Genomic DNA, 20,325 nt, shown 5'->3' on the forward strand with positions numbered 1-20,325 from the left:
TTCGATGGTGATCGTGTCGCGTCTCGTCCCGGCGTGTCGTGCCGCGACGATCAGACACCTCACGCCGCGCGGCGCGTCCCACGCGGCCTGAGCTCGACGCCCGCCGCTAGCCGCCTGGAAGCGGCAGTCGCGGCCTTGGCCCGCCACCGGGCGTAGAGCTCCCCGGGGCGCGACCACGACTCGTCCCAGTCGTAGCGCAGCACCGCCAGCCCGCACTGCTCGAAGTCCTCCTGGCGCCGCTTCTCCGTGAGCAGCGGTCGCGGCGCCCAGGGGCGTTCGTACTTGACCGCGCCGTCGGCCTCTGCAACGAGGAGCAGGCCGCGCCAGGCCATGTCGGCGACGCCCAGGAGCTGGCCCCACCGCAGGACCTCCACCTGCAGCTCCGGCTCCGGTGCCTCGCGCTCGACCAGCGCCCTGCGGCCGATCGACTCGAGTGCGCTCTGGGCCCCCTCGCGCGCCAGGACTACCGCCGCACGGCCGGTGGCGCCGCCGGGCCAGTGCCAGCAATGCCTCGCGACAGCATCCAGCTCCTCCGGCGACGCGCCCGCCCACAGCGCCGCGTCGGCCGCCACGACACCAGCGAGCAGGCCGTCGCGGCGTGCGAGGTCGACCGCGGTACGTGCGGGTGTGGTGGCACCCACGCCCGCGACGGTGGTCCGGTGCGGCTCCGGCAGTTGTACGACGTACAAGCCCTTGCGCTCCGAGCGCTCGTCGTCGCGATGCCTCTGCCGGCTGATGACCGGTCTCGGCGAGAGGCTGCCGAGGTGGTGCATGCGGTGCAGGCGCGCCGCCCATTCGTGACTGACGACCGGGTCGAATCCGAGCGCGAGCACCTCGGCCGCGCAGCGGAGGTGGTGCATGGCCCAGTCGTCACCGGCTCGCTCCCACACCTCCTCGGCGAAGGCGTAGACGCCACGCCTCAGGCGGTACCAGTCGCCTCGCCGGAGGGTCGTGGCAGCGACGCCGAGGGGGATGCCGAGGGCGAGGGCCTGCCCCCAGGTGAAGACGCCCTGCTGCCGGGCGGCGAGCAGGCGGAGAGCGGCGACGGCGTCACCAATGTTGTCCGAGGCGGTGTCCATGCCGAGATCCTGGGCGCCGTCAGACCTCGTGCGGCCGTTGTCCACAGGCCGAAACGGCAAGGGTGGTCAGTGATCGTCTCGCGACGACACGCCGTGGCGTCTCGCGCGACGACCCCCTGAGCCCGAGGCTTCGATGGTGATCATCTCTACGCCCTGTCGCGGGCCCTCGCGCGCAGCGCCCGCACCACGCCGTCGCGGCCCTCGAGCAGCAGTCGGCGCAGCGCCGGCTGCGGGTCCTCGGCCTGCAGGTAGGCGTCGGTGCGCTCGACGACCGACGGCGACACCAGCAGCGTCGGGTAGAGGCCGTTGACGATGCTCTGCGCCATCTCGGCGGTGCGGGTCGCCCAGACCTCGGAGAGTGCGGCGAAGTAGCGGTCGACCCACGGCTCGAGCAGCGACAGGTCCTCGACCTGGTTGAAGCCGCCGATGAGGGCGGCCTGCACGGCGTTGGGCACCGAGGGGTCCTCGACCGCGAGCTGCCACGCCTCGGCCTTGGCCTCCGGGGTCGGGCGCGCGGCACGGGCCGCGGCGGCGTGGCGCTGTCCGGCGGCGGTGGGGTCGCGCTCGACCTCGGCCTCGATCTCGGACAGCCCCGCTTCGCCGAGGACGACCAGGCGGACCAGCAGGTGCCAGCGCAGCTCGGCGTCGACGGCCAGGCCGTCGACGGAGGCGGCACCCGAGAGCAGGTCGCGCAGCAGCGCCACCTGCGACGGGGTGCGGGCCAGCGAGCCGAGGGCGCGGGTCCAGGCCAGCTGCAGGTCGGAGCCGGGGGCGGCAGCGAGCAGCGCCGCATGGGCGCGCTCGGCGAGCAGGGCCTTGCCGGTCGGCGCCCAGGCCGGGTCGGCGAACAGCGCGAGAGCCGACTGGGCCTGGCGCAGCAGCGACTGGACCACGCCGATGTCGGTCTCGCGGTCGATGCCGGCGAGCACGAGCGCGAGGTAGTCGCGCGCGGGCATCTCGGCGTCGCGGGTCATGTCCCATGCCGCGGCCCAGCACAGCGCGCGCGGCAGCGAGTCGGTGAAGGCGCCGACGTGGCCGACGACGGTCGCGAGCGAGCGCTCGTCGAGCCGGATCTTGGCGAAGGTGAGGTCGTCGTCGTTGACCAGCACGAGGTCGGGCTGCGGGCGCCCGACCAGCGCGGGCACCTCGGTCTTGGCGCCCACGACATCGAGCTCCTCGCGGTGGACCCGCACGAGCGCGCCGTCGACGAGGTCGTAGAACCCGACGGCGACGCGGTGCGAGCGCAGTGTCGGGTGCTCGGCCGGCGCCTCCTGCAGGACGGAGAACGACGTGAATGCCCCGTCCCCGCCGACCTCGAAGGCGGCCCGCAGGGTGTTGACGCCGGCGGTCTCGAGCCAGTCCGAGGAGAACGACGACAGGTCGCGACCGGAGGACTCCTCCAGGGCGGTGAGCAGGTCCGCGAGCACCGTGTTGCCGTACTCGTGACGCGGGAAGTAGGCGCGCAGCCCGGCGAGGAAGGCGTCCTGGCCGACCCAGGCGACGAGCTGCTTGAGGACCGACGCCCCCTTGGCGTAGGTGATCCCGTCGAAGTTGACCTTCACGGCCTCGATGTCGCGGATGTCCGCGGCGACCGGGTGCGTGGAGGGCAGCTGGTCCTGCCGGTAGGCCCAGGTCTTCTCGGTGTTGGCGAAGGTCGTCCACGCGTTGGTCCAGCGGGTCGCCTCGGCCTGGCAGAGCACCGACGCGTAGGTCGCGAAGGACTCATTGAGCCACAGGTCGTCCCACCAGCGCATCGTCACGAGGTCGCCGAACCACATGTGGGCCATCTCGTGCAGGACGGTCTCGGCGCGCCGCTCGTAGGCCGCGTCGGTGACCTTCGACCGGAAGACGTAGTCTTCGAGGAAGGTGACGGCGCCGGCGTTCTCCATCGCGCCCGCGTTGAACTCCGGCACGAACAGCTGGTCGTACTTGCCGAAGGGGTAGCGGTAGTCGAAGACGCGGTGGAAGAAGTCGAAGCCCTGCTTGGTGACCGCGAAGAGCTCGTCGGCGTCGAGGTGCTGGGCGAGCGAGGCGCGGCAGTAGATGCCGAGCGGGATGCCGTCGTGGGAGTCCTCGACGCAGAAGTAGGGGCCGGCGACGAGCGCCGTGATGTAGGTCGACATCGGCGGCGTCTCGGCGAACTCCCACCGGCCGTGCTCGCCCTCCGCCGGACGCGACGTCACGGCGCCGTTGGACACGACGACCCAGTCGCGGGGGGCGTCGACGACGAAGCGGAAGACGGCCTTGAGGTCGGGCTGGTCGAAGCAGGCATACATCCGGTGCGCGTCGTAGGTCTCGAACTGCGAGTAGAGGTAGACCGAGCCGTCGACGGGGTCGACGAAGCGGTGCAGGCCCTCGCCGCTGCGGGTGTAGGCGCAGTCGGCGTCCACGACGAGCTCGTGGTCACCGGCGCTCACGTCGAGGGCCAGCCGGTCGCCGTCGAAGGCCGACGCGTCCAGGGCGACCCCGTCGAGGGAGGCCGACCGCACGGCAGGCGCCGTCAGCTCGACGAAGGTCGACAGCGCCGACGACGCCGAGAAGCGGATCGTCGACGTCGAGCGGAAGCGCTCCTCGCCCGGCTTCTCGCCAGAGCCCCCACTCGACCGGTCGGTCAGGTCGAGGAGGACGTCGTACGACGTGACAGCGATCGCCGAGGCGCGCGTCCTCGCCTCGTCGCGGTGCAGGTTGTTGCCGGTCACAGAGCCGAGCCCTCCGTCGATCTTCCCCCGCGTACCCATGGTGCGCGAGCGATCCTACGGGTGGAGGACTCTTCACATGACGGCGAGCGCACGCACGACGGTGGACGTCTGGTTCGACCCGCTCTGCCCCTGGGCGTGGATGACCAGCCGGCGGGTGCGGCCGAGGTCGGCGACGAGAACGGCCCTTTCCACCTCGGCCTCGCGCACGGACGTGGTGGGCCGCTCGACCTCCTCGCTCGCCCAGAACAGCCCGCATCGGCGTTCCCGGCAGGGTCGCGAGTCCCTCTATCGGCAGACGAGCCCGGCCCCCGTGCGCCGGGTGATCTCTGCCGCGATGTGTTCCAGGGACAGGACTGCGTCCGCCAGACCGGCCTCGACGACGAAGCGGGGCATGCCGTAGACGACGCACGACTCGGCGTCCTGGGCGATGACCTGACCACCGGCCGCGACGACCGCCTGCGTCCCCTTGTGGCCGTCGGAGCCCATGCCGGTCATCACCACCGACAGCACGCGCGCGCCGTACGCAGCGACCACGCTGCGGAACAGAGGGTCGGCGGCGGGGCGGCAACTGTTCTCCGGGGGTTCTTCGTTAATGGCCGTGACCACGTGGGCGCCGACCTTCTTGACGACGAGGTGCTTGCCGCCTGGTGCCACCCAGACCTGCCCGGGAGCCAGCACCTCACCGCCCTGGGCCTCGGCGACGGTGAGCGGGCACAGGCTGTCCAGGCGCTTGGCGAGCATCCCGGTGAACGCGGGTGGCATGTGCTGCACGATCAGCACGGGTACAGGGAGGTCGGCAGGCAGGCCGGGCAGCATGTCCGCCAGCGCGTTGGGGCCGCCGGTCGAGACGCCGATCACGACCACGTCGACCGGTCCCAGGGCGGTTCTACGGGCCCGCGGGGTGGCGACCGGCGCTCGCGGACCTGCGAGTGCCTTGGCGCCCAGGGCTCGGAGCTTGGGCAGTAGCTCGGCACGCAGCAGCTGCAGGCTCTCCTCGCGGCTGGCCGCAGAGGGCTTCTGCACGTAGTCGCTGGCCCCCCGGGTGAGCGCCTCGATGGTGGCGCTGGCTCCCCGGGAGGTGAGGGTGCTGAACATGACGACCGGGATCTTGCTCCGCCGCTTGCGGAGCTCCAGCAACGTCGTCAGGCCGTCCATCACGGGCATCTCGACGTCAAGGACTATCAGGTCGGGTGCGATCTCGGTCAGCTTGTCCAGGGCCACTTGCCCGTTCTGGGCAAACCCCGCGAGCTCGAAGTCCTTCTCGCCACGAAGTGCCTCCGCGACCATGAGGCGCACGACGACGGAGTCGTCGACGGTCATCACCCGCAGCGGCCTCACGAGGTCTCCGCCCCGCTGCGCGGCTGAAGGGCGCGCAGCTGCTCGACGTGCGGGTGGAGCAGTGCCTTCATCGACCGGGCGAGCAGGCGCTCGACGTCGGAGACGTCCAGCGGGGCGCCGTGCAGGGTCGCCGCGGCGTCGGCTGCCCAGGCACCGACCCGCGCGTGCAGCGCCTTGATGGCGGACTCCAGTGGCGCCCGCTCCTGGTCCATCAGCCAGGCATCGACCTGACCTGCGACGAGCTCCTCCACCTCCGGTACGGCGGCCAGCCGCCGCTGGGTGGCGGCGTCCGCCGCGGAAGTGAGGGCCTCCAGTGACACGACGGTGGCGCCGGAGGCAGCAACGTCGGGACCGACCTGCGGCGGGAACCCCGCGTCGACGACCAGGACGGGCGTGGCGCGGTCGGGGAGCGCGGTGACGACGGCCTGTGGTGCGCCGGTGGCGACGACCACCGCGTCAGCGGTCGCGAGCGCCGAGGTGACGTCCGCCCAGGGCGTCCAGGCCACCTGCAGGTCGCCGGCCACCTCACGGCAGGTGGCGTCGGTGCGGTTGGCCAGCGACAGTCGGCTGTAGCCCGCCTTGCGCAGCGCGCGGACGGCGAGCCGGCCCGCGCCCCCGGATCCCAGCACCAGGACAGTGCCACCGCGGGGGACACCGCAGCTGCTGATGGCCTCAGCCACGGCGGGCCCGATCCCGGGGGTGCCGACCGCGATGCTCGTCGTCGCTCGTGCCTGCCGACCGGTGCGCAGGGCCAGCGCCGTTGCCTGGCCCAGAGTCCTCCCGAGCGTGCCAGTGCGCTCCGAGGCTGTCACCGACGCGCGCAACTGGCCGAGCACCTGGGTGTCGCCCAGGAGCAAGGAGTCCAGACCGCACGCGACCCGGAGCAGATGCCTGAGCGCCTCGGCATCCTCGTGGTGGTACCAACCGTCGGCGTGCATCCAGGTCGGCGCCACCGGGCAGGTGGAGGCGACCACGGCGGTCCACCGGGCGACGGCGTCCTCGCCGGCAAGGTAGAACTCCGTCCGGTTGCAGGTGGCCAGCGCGAGCACCTCGAGGTCGGGTGCCTGCCGCGCTGCCGCCGCCAGGAGCTCCCCGACCTGCTGGGGAGTCACGGTGGCGGCAGCGCGGGCCTGGGCGCTGGCCGTGCGGTGGCTGATGCCGAGCACGTGCAGGGACATGGGCTAGACCGTGAACCTGTCCACGAGGTGCTGCAGGTCCGCAGCCATCTGGCTGAGCTCGCCTGCCGCGCGCTGCGTCTCCTCTGCGCCCTTGGCCGTGCCCTGCGCGGCCGTGGCCACGCCGGTGATGTTCGCGGCGATCTCGCTGGACCCATGCGCCGCCTCGCTGACGTTGCGGGCGATCTCGTTGGTCGTGGCGGTCTGCTCCTCGACGGCGCTGGCGATCGACGACTGGATATCGTTGATCTGGCCGATGATGCTGGAGATCTGCTCGATCGCCTCGACGGCTCCACGGGTGTCGCCCTGGATCGCCTCGATCTTCTGCGAGATGTCCTCGGTCGCCTTGGCGGTCTCCTTGGCCAGCTCCTTGACCTCGTTGGCAACGACGGCGAAGCCCTTGCCCGCCTCACCGGCACGGGCGGCCTCGATGGTCGCGTTGAGCGCCAGCAGGTTGGTCTGCTGCGCGATGCTCGTGATGACCTTGATGACCTTGCCGATCTCGGCCGAGCTCTCGCCGAGCTTGGCAACCGTGGTGTTGGCCGTGCCGGCGACGTCGACGGCCTGACCGGCCACGCGGGCGGCGTCGGCAGCGTTCTTGGCGATCTCGGAGATCGACGCGGACATCTCCTCCGAGCCACCGGCGACGGTCTGCACGTTGACGTTGACCTGCTCGGCGGCCGCGGACACGACCCCCGCCTGGGTGGCGGTCTCCTCCGCGGCGCCGCCCATCTGCTGGCTCACGCCGTTGAGCTGCTCCGACGCCGAGGACAGCGACTGGGCGTTGAGGCCGATCGCGCTGATCGATCCGCGCAGCTCGGTGAAGAAGGTCTGCAGCGCGGTGCCCATCTGGCCGATCGCATCGGTGCCCGACACCGTGACGTCCTGGGTCAGGTCGCCGCCGGCCGCGGCGGTCACGACTGCGAGGATCGAGTCGACCTTGGCCTGCAGCACTGCTTGCGCGTCCTTCTCCGCGTCGGACTTGTGGATCCGCTCGAGGGCGGACGAGACCATCTGGCCGATGTTGCGCAGCGCGTCGAGACGTCCTGTGCTCGGCTCGAGGGTCTCGGTGGCGAAGAAGTCCATGGTGCCGACGACCTCGCCCTGCAGCAGGATCGGGAAGCACACTCCCGACTTCACGCCGACGCGCTGGGCGACAGGAGCGCGCACGCAGTCAGTCATCTCGCCGATGTCCTTGGTGAAGAACAGGTCGCGCGACTTCCAGGCGCGTCCTGACAGGCCGACGCCCTCCTTGAAGGTGGCGGCGAGCGTGACCGCGTGGAACTCCGGGCCCGCGTCGCCCGACTCGTTCTGGAACTTCAGGGCCTGGTCGGCCTGGTCTACTGCCCAGTAGGAGCCGTAGGCCCAGCCGAACGCCGCCCGGACCGTGTCGAGCGCGACCTTGGTCGCCCCCTCGAAGGTGGTGGCGGTGGCGAGCGCCGCCAGTACCTGGCTGAGGGCGGCGCTGTCGGCAGCCGCCTCCTCGGCGGCCTTTGCCGTGCGGAGCTGCTCGGTGATGACCTCCCAGGTGGCCATCGCGCCGATGTAGTTGCCGTCCTTGTCGGTGATCGGCGAGACGAGTAGGTCAAGGGTCTCCGGGCCCACCTCGATGTTCGCGCGACGGGGCAGGTTCTTGTCGTCGGCGAGGATCCCGCGCTGGTAGGCGGGGCTCTTGTGGAAGATGTCGAGGCTGCTGCCGACGATCGCGTCGGCGTCGATCGGCAGGTGGCCCTGGAGGGTCTTGAGGGTCTTGAGCGAGGCCGGGTTCATGTAGCGGATGACGAAGTCGCGGTCCGCAAACATCATGTTGGTAGGGCTGTTCTCCATCATCGAGGAGACGCGGGCCATCTCGTTCTCGAGGTGAAGCTTCTGGGTGATGACCTCCCAGGTGGCCATCGCGCCGATGTAGTTGCCGTCCTTGTCGCTGATCGGCGAGACCAGCAGGTCGAGGACTTCAGGGCCGACCTGGATGTTGGCGCGGCGCGGCAGGTTCTTGTCGTCGCTCAGGATGCCGCGCTGGTAGGCGGGGGTCTTGTGGAAGATGTCGAGGCTGCTGCCGACGATCTCGTCGACCGGGACCGGCAGGTGCTCCTGCAGGGTGCGGAGGGTCTCGAGCGAGGTCGGGTTCATGTAGCGGATCACGAAGTCGCGGTCCGCGAACATCATGTTGGTGGGGCTGTTCTCCATCATCGAGGAGACGCGGGCCATCTCGCTCTCGAGGCGGAGCTTGTCGGTGATGACCTCCCAGGTGGCCATCGCGCCGATGTGGTTGCCGACCTTGTCGTAGATCGGGGAGACGAGCAGGTCCAGGATCTCGGGGCCGACCTGGATGTTCGCGCGGCGCGGGAGCTTCTTGTCGTGCGACAGCAGGTCGCGCTGGTACGACGGGGTCTTGTGGAAGATGTCCAGGCTGCTGCCGACGATCTCGTCGACCGCAACGGGCAGGTGCTCCTGCAGAGTGCGCAGGGTCTCGAGCGACGCCGGGTTCATGTAGCGGATGACGAAGTCGCGGTCGGCGAACATGACGTTCGTCGGGGCGTTCTCGAGCATGGACTCGTAGCGCGCGGCGTCGCCGGCCTCGAACAAGGAGCCGTTGATCTCGTCGATGGTGGTCACGGTTCCTCCGGTGCTGCTGACGATGGACGGGGCGAGGGGGGCGACAACGGCGACGACGGCGCCGATGGTCGGCTCGTCGATCCCCAGCTCCTGGAGCGTGTCGACGAGGTGACCGGCGGTCCGGTCGAAGTGGTCCTGTGTGATGGATAGGTCGGCGTGCACCGCGGACATGGAGCGCCCGCGGTAGGGCTTCGGGCCGCCGAGGGCAGCGGCCAGGAACGTGACCTGCCTCTCCTGCAATCGGCCGAGGTCGACTCCTGTGAAGTACGGCGCAAGCTCGGGGTCGGCCAGCACCTTCTCGTAGAAGCGCTCCACGGCCAGGATGAGGGCGTCGTCGCCGCCGAGCAGGTCGAAGAGCGTGGTGGTGGTGCTGGTGGTCATGAGCTGCTCCTGGCTGGTGCGGGCAGGGGGGATGAGAAGGGGGAGGGGTGGCTGCTCCTCCGACGGGACCGGTCCACGGGTCACGTGTCTGCGCGGCGTGGTGAGGGCACGTCGATGGTCTTGGCGGGGTCAAGCACCAGCAGCAAGTGGCCCTCGAGCTTGTAGACCCCCTCGATGAGGTCCCGAGCCGGGCCGCCGAGGTTCTCCGGGGCGTTCTCGAAGGTCCGGTCGTCCACCTCGACGACGTCGCCGATCTGGTCCACGAGCAGGCTCACCGCGCCGTCGTCGGTGCGGACGACGACGTTCATCGGGTCGACGCCGTCCTCGCGGTCGGGCAGGTCCAGCCGCCGGCGCAGGTCGATCGCGGTCACGATCTGACCCCGCAGGTTGATCAGGCCACGGATGACGGGGGAGGCCAGCGGGACACGGACCATGTCCTGGTAGAGCAACACCTCCTGGACCTCGCGGACCCAGATGCCGAAGTACAGATCACCGGCGTAGAAGGTGCAGTACTGCCGCTCGTCGCTCATCTCAGGCTCCGATCGCGAGGGGAGCGGGGACGGCGTCGCCGACCACGGCGGCCACGTCGAGCAGGTCGGTCACCCGGCCCTGGAGGATGGCGGAGCCGAGCATCCCGCGACGGGAGCCGACCCGTTCGATGACCAGGTGCTCCTCGACGATGTCGACGATCTCGTCCACGACCAGCCCGACGTTGCGACCGTCGACGCTGTGGACGACCACCTGCAGGACTTCGTGCTCCTCGACGCTCCGCGGCACGCCCAAGGCGTCGCAGACGTGCACGAGCGGCATGATCTGGCCCCGGTACTGGACGACGTCACGTCCGCCGCTCCGCTCGACCGAGCTCGCGGGGACCTCCTCGAGGCGGGCGACCAGGGAGAGGGGCACAGCGACCCGGGTGTCGAGCCCGAGCCGCAGCACCACCAGAGCCTGGGCGGCCTCGTCGCCGGCGGCAGCCGACGCAGCGCTGCTGAGCGCGGCGCGCTCGCGGTTCTCGGAGACGACCTTCGCCTGCTGGGCAAGGCCGAGGACGTCCAGGATGAGGGCCAGCCGGCCGTCGCCCATGATGGTTGCGCCGGCGAAGGTCGCGATGCCCTTGAGCTGGCGACCGAGCGGCTTGACGACGATCTCCTCGGTGTCGCTGACGCCCTCGACCACGAGCCCGAACTGCCGGTCGTCCGCCTGAAGCACGACGATGTTCATCACGTCACCGGCCTCCTCGCGGTCGCCGAGCCCCAGCTCGTGGCGGAGGTCGACGAGCGGCAGCAGGTTGCCGCGCAGCCGGTAGACGGGCGTGTCGTGGATCATCTCCACAGCGGTGCGCGCCTGCTCACCCTCGAGGCGGACCAGCTCCAGCAGGTTGACCTGCGGGATCGCGTAGCGGTCGCCGCCGGTCACGACGATCAGCGCCGGGATGATCGCGAGGGTCAGGGGGATGCGGATGCGGAGCGTGGTGCCCTGCCCCGGCCGAGGCTGCAGGTCGACGGTTCCACCGATCTTCTCGATGCTGGTCTTGACCACGTCCATGCCCACACCGCGGCCGGACACGTTGGTGACTGCGGCGGCCGTGCTGAAGCCGGGCAGGAAGATCAGGTTGGCGATCTCGCGGTCGCTCATGCGGGCGGCCTGGTCGACGCTCAGCAGGTTGCGCTCGACGGCACGGCTGCGCACGCGCTCGAGGTTGATGCCCGCGCCGTCGTCGGTGATCTCGATGTTGACCTGGCCACCCTCGTGGAAGGCCCGCAGCAGCAGTGTCCCCTCGGCTGGCTTGCCGGCGGCGACGCGCGCCTCGGGGGACTCGATGCCGTGGTCCACCGAGTTGCGCACGATGTGAGTGAGCGGGTCCTTGATCGCTTCGATGATGGTCTTGTCGAGCTCGGTCTCCTCGCCCTCCATCTCGATGCGGACCTGCTTGCCCAGCTGGTGGGACAGGTCGCGGACGACGCGGGGGAACTTGCTCCACACGGTGCCGACCGGCTGCATGCGCGTCTTCATGACGCCCTCCTGCAGCTCGCTGGTGACCAGGTTCAGCCGCTGTGAGGTGGTGATGAAGTCCGGCTCGCTGTCGGCCCGAGTGAACTGCAGGACGCGGTTGCGGGCCAGGACGAGCTCTCCGACGAGGTTCATCAGCTTGTCGAGCAGGGCGACGTCGACGCGGATCGACTGGTCCGAGACGTGGGAGCGGGCCTCGGCCTGCGCGTGCAGAGCGTCGGCGAGGTCGCGAGGCTGCAGCGTGCCCTCCTCGATGAGGAGCTGCCCCAGCGGCCGCAGGTCCCCGTCCTCCTGCGCCTGGACGGCGCGAGCGATGTCGTCGGGCTCAACCTCGTGCCGCGCGAGCAGGATGTCGCCCAGGCGGGCGGTCTCGTCGTCCGTTCCCGTGGCGGCCGGAGCCATGTCGACCGGTGCGTCGACCGGTGCGCCGGCCGGTGCGCCAGCCGGCGCCGCCACGACCGCGAGCCGTGCCTCAGGGGGGGAGCAGAGCCGGCCGAGCTCGGCGACGAGCGCGCTGTAGTCGCCGTCGCCCTCCTCGGCGGTCGTCTCGATGGAGGCGAGGATGCCGCGCACCGCGTCGACCATCTGCAGGAGACCGCTGGTGATGTCGGCATCGAAGGTCAGCTCGTGGTCGCGCAGTTTGCTCAGCAGGTTCTCGCCGACGTGCGCGACCGCCTCGAGCTTGCTGAAGCCCAGGAAGCCGCAGGTGCCCTTGATGGTGTGGATCGTGCGGAAGATGCTGGAGAGCGTCGCGGTGTCGTCGGGGGTGCGCTCGAGGGCGACCAGGTCCTGGTCGAGGCGGTCGAGGTTCTCGTAGGACTCGACCAGGAACTCCTGGACGACCTCGTCGTTGCTCTCGTTCACAGGGCACCTTCGACCAGCGGCAGGCCCCAGCACGTCAGCGTCATGCGCTGCTCATCGGGCAGCCGGACGCGTCTGTGACGCATCAGGCAGAAGATGGGTCACCGGGAGGGGGCGCGTGGCCCACTGGGACTACCCGCGTTTGGTCGGTGCCGCTCCTCACACGCCCTCGGAGGGGACCGATGTGGTGGGAGCCCGTTCCCGACGAGAGGTTCACCGACGTGCGTGCCTTGGTGCTCGACGACTCCCGCGCCATGCGCATGGTGCTCGCCCGCCTGCTCGAGGAGCGCGGCTGGGAGGTCGTCCAGGCAGGCGACGGTGAGGAGGGCCTGCGCGTCCTGGCTGAGGGTCCGATGCCGCAGCTGGCGCTGGTCGACTGGAACATGCCTGTGATGAACGGCCTGGACTTCGTCCGCGCCTGTCGCAAGGACGCCGCCTGCGCGGACCTCACGCTGGTCATGGTGACCACCGAGAGCGAGCACTCGCAGGTCGTGCGGGCCCTGGCGGCCGGGGCGCACGAGTACGTGTTCAAGCCCTTCACCCCCGAGGCGCTCCTGGGCAAGCTCAGCATGCTCGGCCTTTCCGTGGGGGCGTAGCCGTGCCTCTCGCCCAGAGCGACTTCACCTACATCAGCCAGCTGGTGCGGCAGCGCGCCGCCATCGTGCTCGAGGTCGGGAAGGAGTACCTCGTGGAGTCGCGGCTCACGCCACTGGCGACGAGCGAGTCGCTCGACGGCATCTCGGGTCTGGTCGCCGGCCTGCAGGCGGACCGCACCGGCCGCCTCGCGTCGAAGGTCGTCGACGCCATGACGACCAACGAGACCCTGTTCTTCCGCGACGGGCACCCGTTCGACACGTTGCGCACCATCGTGTTGCCGGAGCTCATGAAGGCCAGGTCCGCGGCTCGACGGCTCTCCATCTGGTGCGGGGCCTCCTCCAGCGGCCAGGAGCCCTACACCCTCGCGATGGTTCTGAAGGAGACGCTGCCGCCCGGGTTCGGCTGCGACCTGCTGGCCACGGACGTGAACGAGGAGATGCTCGAGCGCACCCGCAAGGGCACGTACAGCCAGCTCGAGGTCAACCGCGGACTGCCGATCACCTCGCTGGTGAAGCACTTCGACAAGGAGGGCACGTCCTGGCAGGTCAAGCCGGAGCTCCGGTCCATGATCCAGACCAAGAACGTCAACCTCGCTACGTGCTTCCCCTCGATGGGGCCTTTCGACCTGGTGTTCCTGCGCAACGTGCTCATCTACTTCGACCTGGGTACCAAGCGTGAGGTGCTCCAGCAGGTCCGCAGGGTCCTCCGACCGGACGGCTACCTGTTCCTGGGCGGGGCCGAGACGACGATCAACGTCGACGACAGCTGGCAGCGGGTCACCCTCGGCCAGTCCACCGCTTACCGCCCCAAGGATCCCTGACGGGGGAGACCAGCACGGGCTGCGTACGTGACAGCGATCCTACGGGTGCGAGGATCGGTGGATGACGACGAACGCGCTCACTCACGTGGACTTCTGGTTCGACCCGCTCTGCCCCTGGGCCTGGATCACCAGCCGCTGGGTGCTCGAGGTGGAGAAGGTGCGCGAGCTCAGCGTCACCTGGAACGTCATGAGCCTCGCGGTGCTCAACGACGGGCGTGAGCTCCCCGAGCAGTACCTCGAGATGATGAAGAAGGCCTACGGCCCGGTGCGTGTCTGCATCGCCGCACGCGAGCACACCGACGACCTGCTGCCGCTCTACACCGCGATCGGCACCCGCATCCACCACGACAAGGTCGAGCTCGACGATCCGCAGCTGCTGGTAGGGGCGCTCAAGGAGGTCGGGCTCCCGACCGAGCTGGCGTCCGCCGCGACCGACGCCTCGCTCGACGAGGCGTTGCGCGCCGAGCACCACCGCGGCATGGACCCGGTAGGCATGGACGTCGGCACCCCCGTCCTGCACGTCGACGGGACCGCCTTCTTCGGCCCGGTCCTCTCGCGGATCCCGCGCGGCGAGGACGCCGGCAGGGTCTGGGACGGCGCGGTGCTGCTCGCCGGCTACCCGCACTTCTACGAGCTCAAGCGCACCCGCACCGAGGGGCCGGACTTCTCGTGAGCGACCGCACCGACTTCTACGTCGGGGGCCAGTGGGTCCCCGCGACCGGCCGCGCACCGATCCCGGTGATCGACCCGGCGACCGAGCAGCCGATGGGCTCGGTGCCGGCAGGGGACGCCTCCGACGTCGACGCCGCGGTGGCCGCGGCCCGCGCCGCCTTCCCGGCATGGGCCGAGACCCCTGTGCTCGACCGCGCCGCGCTGCTCACCGCGCTGGCCGACGGGATCGAGGCCCGCACCGAGGAGATCGCGCTGACGATCTCCACCGAGATGGGCACGCCGCTCGCCTTCAGTCGCGCGGTGCAGGTGGGCAACCCGGTGCGGGTGCTGCGCTCCTATGCCGAGCTGCTGCAGACCTACGGCTTCGAGGAGCAGGTCGGCAACTCCCTCGTCGTGCGCGAGTCGATCGGTGTCGTCGCGGCGATCACCCCCTGGAACTACCCGCTGCACCAGGTCGTCGCGAAGGTCGCGGCTGCCCTCGCCGCCGGCTGCACCGTGGTGCTCAAGCCGTCGGAGGTCGCCCCGCTGTCGGCCTTCGCCCTCGCCGAAGTCGCTGAGCAGGTCGGCCTGCCCGCCGGTGTCCTCAACGTCGTCACCGGCGTCGGGACCGTTGTCGGCGAGGCGCTGGCCGCGCACGTCGACGTCGACATCGTGTCGTTCACCGGCTCGACCGCGGCGGGCAAGCGCGTCATGGCGGTGGCCGCCGGCACCGTGAAGAAGGTGTCGCTCGAGCTCGGCGGCAAGAGCGCCTTCGTGGTGCTCGACGACGCCGACCTGCCCAAGGCCGTGAAGATCGGCCTGGCCAACTGCTTCATCAACGGCGGCCAGACCTGCACGGCGTGGACGCGCATGCTGGTGCCCGCGGACCGCCACGACGAGGTGGTCGAGCTGGTCACCGCAGCGGCTGCGTCGTACGCCGTGGGTGCCCCCACCGCCGAGGGCACCCGGATCGGGCCGCTCGCCAACGCCGACCAGTGGAAGCGCGTCCAGGGCCATATCGAGCAGGCCCTCGCCGAGGGCGCCACCGCCGTCGTCGGCGGGACCGGTCGTCCCGACGGGCTCGAGACCGGCTACTACGTCCGGCCGACCGTGCTGACCGGCGTCGTGCCGGGGTCGCGGATCGAGCAGGAGGAGGTCTTCGGGCCGGTCCTCGCCGTCATCCCCTACGCCACCGAGGACGAGGCGGTCGAGATCGCCAACGGCACTCCCTACGGCCTGTCCGGCGGGGTCTTCTCCGGCGACCAGGAGCGTGCGGTGCGGGTGGCCCGCCGGCTCCGCACCGGGATGGTCGACGTCAACGGCGGCCGCTTCAACCCGCTCGCGCCCTTCGGCGGCTACAAGCAGAGCGGCATCGGGCGCGAGCTCGGCGAGCACGGGCTCGAGGAGTTCCTCGAGGTCAAGTCGCTCCAGCTCTAGGTCGTACGACGGGAAGGCCCGTCACACCACGATCCGCACCGGACGACCGTCCGGGTCCGTCCCGTGGCCCAGCACGTCAGCCTCGCCGCGCAGCCAGCGTTGGGCCGTCCACGCGCAGGCCAGCGCATCGAGGCAGTCGTCGGGTGCAGCCCGGCCGGGCCGGGGCACGGGGAGGGCGACCGACGGGAGCCAGGTCCGCAGCGCGGCCAGCCGGGCATCACGCCCGACGACCAGCTTCTTGCGCGGTAGCACCGCACCGGTGAGTGCCCGGAACGACAGCTCCGGGTGCGCCTCGACGACGCGGGGGTCGGTCGCCAGCGCACCCACCTCGCGGACCTTGTCCGTGATGTGCCAGGTCTGCAGCGACAGGCCCGCCCCGCCCGCGGCCCGCGAGAGCGCGCAGGCCTCGGCGTGGGTCCGGGCGGGCAGGGCTTCGCGGGGCGGGGCGAAGAAGACCGAGGACCGCTGCGCGCCGAGCCGCTCGCGGGCCGCGACGTCGCAGCCGCGCCGCTCCGCTCCGGAGGGCAGTCCGATCGGGATGTCGACGGCCACGACCGCGGCGGGCAGGGCGAGCAGGTCGGCGAACGTCCCGGCGTACCAGGTGATGTCCTGACCCCGCACGAGGGCGCCGACCCAACCCCCCGGGCAACCGTCGACACCGAGGACGGCATCATCACTGCTCATGCGCGTCCACCTCGGGTCTGACCACGCCGGCTTCGAGCTCAAGGAGCGCCTCGTCGCGCACCTGCGGGAGGCGGGTCACGAGGTCGTCGACCACGGGCCGGCGACCTACGTCGCGACCGACGACTACCCGCCGTTCTGCCTGCGGGCGGGCGAGGGCGTCGCGGCCGACCCGGGCAGCCTCGGCATCGTGCTGGGCGGCAGCGGCAACGGCGAGCAGATGGCCGCCAACAAGGTCCTCGGGATCCGGGCGGCGCTGGCCTGGAGCCCGGAGCTGGCGCGGCTCGCCCGCGAGCACAACGACGCCAACGTCGTGAGCCTCGGCGCCCGGATGCACGACGAGGCGACCGCGCTCGCGATCGTCGACGCGTTCCTCGCGACGCCCTACTCGGGCGACGAGCGGCACAGCCGGCGGATCGCCATGCTCGGTGACTACGAGACCTCCCGGGTGCTGCCGCCGCTCGACGGGCAGTAGCCGGTGCCCGAGGGGCACACGATCCACCGGCTCGCCCGCGACCACAAGTCGCTGCTGGTCGGGGCCCGGCCGCGGGTGACGAGCCCGCAGGGGCGCTTCGCCGCGGGCGCCGCGGTGCTCGACGGTCGAGAGGTGACGCGGATCGAGCCCTACGGCAAGCACCTCTGGTACCACCTCGAGGGGCGCCGGCTGCTGCACGTGCACCTCGGGCTCTACGGGAAGTGGACGACCGGTCGGCTGCCGGCCCCGGAGCCGCGCGGTGCGCTGCGGGTGCGGCTCACCACTGACGATCACTGGCTCGACCTGCGCGGGCCGACGGCCTGCGAGCTGCACACGCCGGCAGAGCGGCAGGCGGTGCTCGCGCGGCTCGGGCCCGACCCGCTGCGCACCGATGCCGACCCCGGGCCGGCGTGGGAGCGGATCGCGCGGACGGGGCGGACCGTCGGTGAGCTGCTCATGGACCAGTCGGTGCTCGCCGGCATCGGCAACGTCTACCGCGCCGAGGTGCTGTTCCGGGCGTCGCTGTCGCCGTTTCGTGCCGGACGCGAGCTGCGCGAGGACACCTGGCTCGGGATCTGGGAGGACACCCGGGTGCTCATGCGGGCCGGGGTGCGGGCGGGGCGGATCGTGACGACCCGACCCGAGGACCGGTCGCGGCGTCGGGGCGCGGTCCTGCGGGAGGACGCCCACTACGTCTACCGGCGGGCGGGGCAGCCGTGCCGGCACTGCGGGACCGACGTGCGGACGCAGGTGATGGCCGGGCGCAACCTGTTCTGGTGCCCGAGCTGCCAACCGGGCTGAGCGCTCACGCCTCGAGGTCGAACCACACCGCCTTGCCCGGTGGCTGCGGCTCGACTCCCCAGGCACGGGAGCACGCGTCGACGAGCGCGAGTCCCCGGCCCGTCGTGGCCGTGTTGGTGGCGCGGCGGAGGTAGGGCACGCCGTCGGCCGAGTCGGCGACCTCGACGCGCACCCGGTCGTCGAGGGCACGCACCGCGACGGTCACCTCGGAGCGGGCGTGGAGGATGGCGTTGGTGACGAGCTCACTGACGAGCAGCGCGGCGGTGTCGGTCAGCTCTTCGAGGTCCCACTCGCGCAGCGTCGCGACGACGAAGCGGCGGGCCGTGCCGGCGCTGGCCGGGACGGGGCTGAGGGCGACACGGACCTCGGTCGGGGCGGCCCCCGCCATCCCTGTATCGCACGCCGTGCCCAACACCTGTCCCCGTTCGCGAGTCGTGCGCACCGGGTGGGGCGCAGCCGAGTGACGAGTGCTTACCCGTCCGTCCACGGCTCAATCCTCTGGTCGGGCACGGCCTGCGGGCCACAATGCGACGGTAGGTTGCTCGAACCATGACCGACCCTGTCCGGCTGCGCGAGCGCCCTCCGAGGTCGCGCTCGATCCTGGGTGCCGTCCCGCGGGCCCTCACCGGGCTGCGCCGCGACCCGCCGCCGGTCTGGGTGGTCGCCGGGACCTGCAGCCTGCTCGCCGTCGGCATCGCGGTCGGCGCGGTCGTCATCGGCCCGCAGATCGTGACGCCGGCAGCGCAGGTGCTGCCGGTGCTCTTCGGCGGTCTGCTGCTGACCCGGCGAGCGGTCTGGCGGCTGCTCGGCCTCGTCCTCGCGCTGATGGTCTGGAACGGCGTCGTGATCGGCTTCGACGAGGTGCGCCCCGGTGCCTTCGTGACGGTCGCCATCACGGCGCTGCTGTCACTGGAGTTCGCGCGCTCGCGCGAGGAGACCGGGCTCGGCGGGCTGCGCGGCGACACGGTGCTGGTCGAGCTCCGCGGACGGCTCGAGCAGCAGGGCCGGCTCCCTACCCTCCCGGCTCCCTGGCGCGCGGAGGCGGTGGTCAAGCCCGCGGGCGGCGGCCCCTTCGCCGGCGACTTCGTCGTCAGCAGTCTCACCGACGACGGGCGGCGGCTCGAGATCGCGCTCGTCGATGTGTCCGGCAAGGGAGTCGAGGCCGGCACCCGCGCGCTGCTGCTGTCCGGAGCGCTCGGTGGGCTGCTCGGGTCGGTGCCGTCCGAGGACTTCCTCCCCGCCGCCAACTCCTATCTGTGCCGGCAGGAGTGGGACGAGGGCTTCGCCACGGCGGTGCACCTCGTGCTCGACCTCGAGGACGGTCGGTGCACGGTCGAGTCGGCCGGCCACCCGCCGGTCGCCGTGCTCGACGCCGGCACCGGTCGGTGGTCGCTGCTCGACGCGCACGGGCCGGCCCTCGGCCTCATCCCCGGCGCCACCTACGTCGGCAGCAGCCTCGTGCTCGACCCGGGCGACGCCTGCCTGCTCTACACCGACGGCCTCGTCGAGGTCCCGGGTCGCGACCTCGCCGTCGGCATCGACAAGCTGCTCGGCGAGGCGGAGCGGCTGGTGCCCCGTGGCTTCGCCGGTGGGGGAGAGGTCCTCGTCAACCGGGTCGCGGCCGGGTCGTCGGACGACCGCGGCCTCGTGCTGCTCTGGCGGATGCGCTAGTCCACCAGTCGGGCCAGCTCACGGCGGCCCACGGGAAGGGTCACCGGCAGGTCGCGCAGTTGCCGCACGACCTCGGCGTACTCCTCTCTGGCCACCATGACCTGGCCCATCGCGCTGAGGTGCGGTGTCTCCTGCTGGGTGTCGACGACGATGGCGCCGGCCTCGAGCATCCGCGCGCAGAGCTCGACGACGGCGGCCTTCGACGCGTCGCTCTCTCGGTGGAACATCGACTCGCCGCTGAAGACGGCTCCGGTGAGTACGCCGTAGAGGCCGCCGACGAGCCGATCGCCGTCCCAGATCTCGACGCTGTGCGCGATCCCGGCCTCGTGCAGCGCGAGGTAGCCGCGGCGCATCCCCGCCGTGATCCAGGTGCCCTCGCGGCCCCTGTCGGCGCACCCCGCGACGACCTCGGCGAAGGCCTCGTCGACGGTCGCCGTCCACCCCGCGTGGCGCAGCCGCTGCCGCAGCGAGCGCGTCACGTGCAGCTGGTCGGCGAGCAGGACCGCGCGGGGGTGCGGCGAGCACCACGGCACCAGCGGGCGCTCGCCACCGGGCAGCCGCAGGACCTCGCCGCGCTCGGCCAGCGTGAGGGCTTCGCGCTCCAGCGACCGGGCGTAGCGGCCCGTCGCGGGCCAGGGGAAGCACGCAGAGCGGTACGCCGAGACGAGCGTCGCCACGTCGAGCTCCCCGCCGACGGCGATGAGCTCGCGGGGTGCCGCGGGGACGTCGACGGCGGCGAAGGGGTCCTGCACCCGGTCCACGCTAGGGCCTGAGGTTGCTCCGTTCGGCCGTGTCCACCGGGCCCTCGGGCTGCCAGGCTGGGACGTTGCAGGGCCCGGCGCTTCTCGAGGGGGGAGGCGCCGGGCCCGTCGCTGTGTCAGGGCTCGGGTCCTACGCCGCTGTCTCGTCCTCGTCGTGCTGGGGCTCGTGGCTGGTGACGGGTGGGAGGTCGAGGTGGGGGTCGTCGAGGTGTTCCCAGGTGTGGTCGCGCCAGGGGTCGTCGAGCAGCTGTTGGCGGTGGTCGGGGTCGGGG

At 71.5% G+C, this 20,325-nt stretch carries 17 protein-coding genes; 7 read left to right on the plus strand and 10 right to left on the minus strand.

Annotated elements, in window-relative coordinates; all coding sequences use genetic code 11:
- Positions 1-59: 59 nt before the first annotated feature.
- The 7 genes from Q8R60_18900 to Q8R60_18930 all read right to left on the minus strand — a co-directional run bounded on the left by Q8R60_18900 (position 60) and on the right by Q8R60_18930 (position 12,162).
- Positions 60-1,079 carry a type IV toxin-antitoxin system AbiEi family antitoxin domain-containing protein gene (locus Q8R60_18900; protein MDP3714539.1) on the minus strand — a complete coding sequence of 340 codons (1,020 nt, stop codon included), beginning with the start codon at positions 1,077-1,079 and terminating at the stop codon, positions 60-62.
- A gap of 146 nt (positions 1,080-1,225) precedes the next feature.
- A complete protein-coding gene (gene pepN, locus Q8R60_18905) occupies positions 1,226-3,778 on the minus strand; it encodes an aminopeptidase N (GenBank protein ID MDP3714540.1) in 2,553 nt (850 codons plus the stop codon).
- Between the two features lie 285 nt (positions 3,779-4,063).
- A complete protein-coding gene (locus Q8R60_18910) occupies positions 4,064-5,116 on the minus strand; it encodes a chemotaxis response regulator protein-glutamate methylesterase (GenBank protein ID MDP3714541.1) in 1,053 nt (350 codons plus the stop codon).
- A complete protein-coding gene (locus Q8R60_18915) occupies positions 5,113-6,294 on the minus strand; it encodes a hypothetical protein (GenBank protein MDP3714542.1) in 1,182 nt (393 codons plus the stop codon). The genes Q8R60_18910 and Q8R60_18915 overlap by 4 nt, the downstream gene beginning before the upstream one ends.
- A 3-nt stretch (positions 6,295-6,297) precedes the next feature.
- Positions 6,298-9,288: a methyl-accepting chemotaxis protein gene (locus tag Q8R60_18920; GenBank protein ID MDP3714543.1), complete on the minus strand. Its 2,991-nt coding sequence runs from the start codon at positions 9,286-9,288 to the stop codon at positions 6,298-6,300.
- Positions 9,289-9,368: 80 nt separating this feature from the next.
- Entirely contained in the window at positions 9,369-9,818 is a 450-nt protein-coding gene (locus tag Q8R60_18925; protein MDP3714544.1) for a chemotaxis protein CheW, read from the minus strand.
- 1 nt (position 9,819) lies between these two features.
- Positions 9,820-12,162 (minus strand): chemotaxis protein CheA, encoded by a 2,343-nt coding sequence (locus tag Q8R60_18930; GenBank protein MDP3714545.1) that lies wholly within the window; start codon positions 12,160-12,162, stop codon positions 9,820-9,822.
- 218 nt (positions 12,163-12,380) lie between these two features.
- On the opposite strand from Q8R60_18930, the gene Q8R60_18935 reads away from it, so the two are divergent.
- The 4 genes from Q8R60_18935 to Q8R60_18950 all read left to right on the plus strand — a co-directional run bounded on the left by Q8R60_18935 (position 12,381) and on the right by Q8R60_18950 (position 15,664).
- Positions 12,381-12,755, plus strand: coding sequence for a response regulator (locus Q8R60_18935; protein ID MDP3714546.1), 375 nt, complete (start codon positions 12,381-12,383; stop codon positions 12,753-12,755).
- A 2-nt stretch (positions 12,756-12,757) separates the two neighbouring features.
- Positions 12,758-13,576 carry a protein-glutamate O-methyltransferase CheR gene (locus tag Q8R60_18940; protein MDP3714547.1) on the plus strand — a complete coding sequence of 273 codons (819 nt, stop codon included), beginning with the start codon at positions 12,758-12,760 and terminating at the stop codon, positions 13,574-13,576.
- Between the two features lie 61 nt (positions 13,577-13,637).
- A complete protein-coding gene (locus tag Q8R60_18945) occupies positions 13,638-14,249 on the plus strand; it encodes a DsbA family protein (GenBank protein MDP3714548.1) in 612 nt (203 codons plus the stop codon).
- On the plus strand, positions 14,246-15,664 hold the full coding sequence (locus tag Q8R60_18950) for an aldehyde dehydrogenase family protein (GenBank protein ID MDP3714549.1): 1,419 nt from the start codon (positions 14,246-14,248) through the stop codon (positions 15,662-15,664). Before Q8R60_18945 ends, Q8R60_18950 begins: the two co-directional genes overlap by 4 nt.
- Positions 15,665-15,685: 21 nt before the next feature.
- Here the strand turns inward: Q8R60_18950 and Q8R60_18955 are convergent, their stop codons facing one another.
- Positions 15,686-16,348 (minus strand): DUF429 domain-containing protein, encoded by a 663-nt coding sequence (locus Q8R60_18955; protein ID MDP3714550.1) that lies wholly within the window; start codon positions 16,346-16,348, stop codon positions 15,686-15,688.
- Between Q8R60_18955 and Q8R60_18960 the strand changes: the two genes are divergently transcribed.
- Complete coding sequence (locus tag Q8R60_18960) at positions 16,347-16,820, plus strand: ribose-5-phosphate isomerase (protein ID MDP3714551.1); 474 nt, start codon at positions 16,347-16,349, stop codon at positions 16,818-16,820. The two genes, Q8R60_18955 and Q8R60_18960, sit on opposite strands and share 2 nt — an antisense overlap.
- Positions 16,821-16,823: 3 nt before the next feature.
- On the plus strand, positions 16,824-17,621 hold the full coding sequence (locus tag Q8R60_18965; GenBank protein MDP3714552.1) for a DNA-formamidopyrimidine glycosylase family protein: 798 nt from the start codon (positions 16,824-16,826) through the stop codon (positions 17,619-17,621).
- Between the two features lie 4 nt (positions 17,622-17,625).
- Here Q8R60_18965 and Q8R60_18970 read toward each other — a convergent pair whose 3' ends face one another.
- A complete protein-coding gene (locus Q8R60_18970; protein MDP3714553.1) occupies positions 17,626-18,009 on the minus strand; it encodes an ATP-binding protein in 384 nt (127 codons plus the stop codon).
- Between the two features lie 161 nt (positions 18,010-18,170).
- Between Q8R60_18970 and Q8R60_18975 the strand changes: the two genes are divergently transcribed.
- The gene (locus tag Q8R60_18975; protein ID MDP3714554.1) at positions 18,171-19,292 is read left to right on the plus strand and encodes a PP2C family protein-serine/threonine phosphatase; all 1,122 of its coding nucleotides are present in this window, start codon (positions 18,171-18,173) and stop codon (positions 19,290-19,292) included.
- Here the strand turns inward: Q8R60_18975 and aat are convergent.
- Entirely contained in the window at positions 19,289-20,044 is a 756-nt protein-coding gene (gene aat / locus Q8R60_18980) for a leucyl/phenylalanyl-tRNA--protein transferase (protein ID MDP3714555.1), read from the minus strand. The genes Q8R60_18975 and aat overlap by 4 nt on opposite strands.
- Positions 20,045-20,325 lie beyond the last annotated feature (281 nt).

This window comes from Mycobacteriales bacterium (assembly GCA_030697205.1).
In the GTDB taxonomy this organism is placed as follows: domain Bacteria; phylum Actinomycetota; class Actinomycetes; order Mycobacteriales; family SCTD01; genus JAUYQP01.

Excerpts from the sequence above, each read along its gene's own strand:
- Q8R60_18900 (MDP3714539.1), bottom strand. The coding sequence starts at position 1,079 with ATGGACACCGCCTCGGACAACATTGGTGACGCCGTCGCCGCTCTCCGC.
- Q8R60_18975 (MDP3714554.1), top strand. The coding sequence starts at position 18,171 with ATGACCGACCCTGTCCGGCTGCGCGAGCGCCCTCCGAGGTCGCGCTCG.
- Q8R60_18920 (MDP3714543.1), bottom strand. The coding sequence starts at position 9,288 with ATGACCACCAGCACCACCACCACGCTCTTCGACCTGCTCGGCGGCGAC.
- Q8R60_18970 (MDP3714553.1), bottom strand. The coding sequence starts at position 18,009 with ATGGCGGGGGCCGCCCCGACCGAGGTCCGTGTCGCCCTCAGCCCCGTC.
- Q8R60_18945 (MDP3714548.1), top strand. The coding sequence starts at position 13,638 with ATGACGACGAACGCGCTCACTCACGTGGACTTCTGGTTCGACCCGCTC.
- Q8R60_18915 (MDP3714542.1), bottom strand. The coding sequence starts at position 6,294 with ATGTCCCTGCACGTGCTCGGCATCAGCCACCGCACGGCCAGCGCCCAG.
- Q8R60_18960 (MDP3714551.1), top strand. The coding sequence starts at position 16,347 with ATGCGCGTCCACCTCGGGTCTGACCACGCCGGCTTCGAGCTCAAGGAG.
- Q8R60_18955 (MDP3714550.1), bottom strand. The coding sequence starts at position 16,348 with ATGAGCAGTGATGATGCCGTCCTCGGTGTCGACGGTTGCCCGGGGGGT.
- Q8R60_18925 (MDP3714544.1), bottom strand. The coding sequence starts at position 9,818 with ATGAGCGACGAGCGGCAGTACTGCACCTTCTACGCCGGTGATCTGTAC.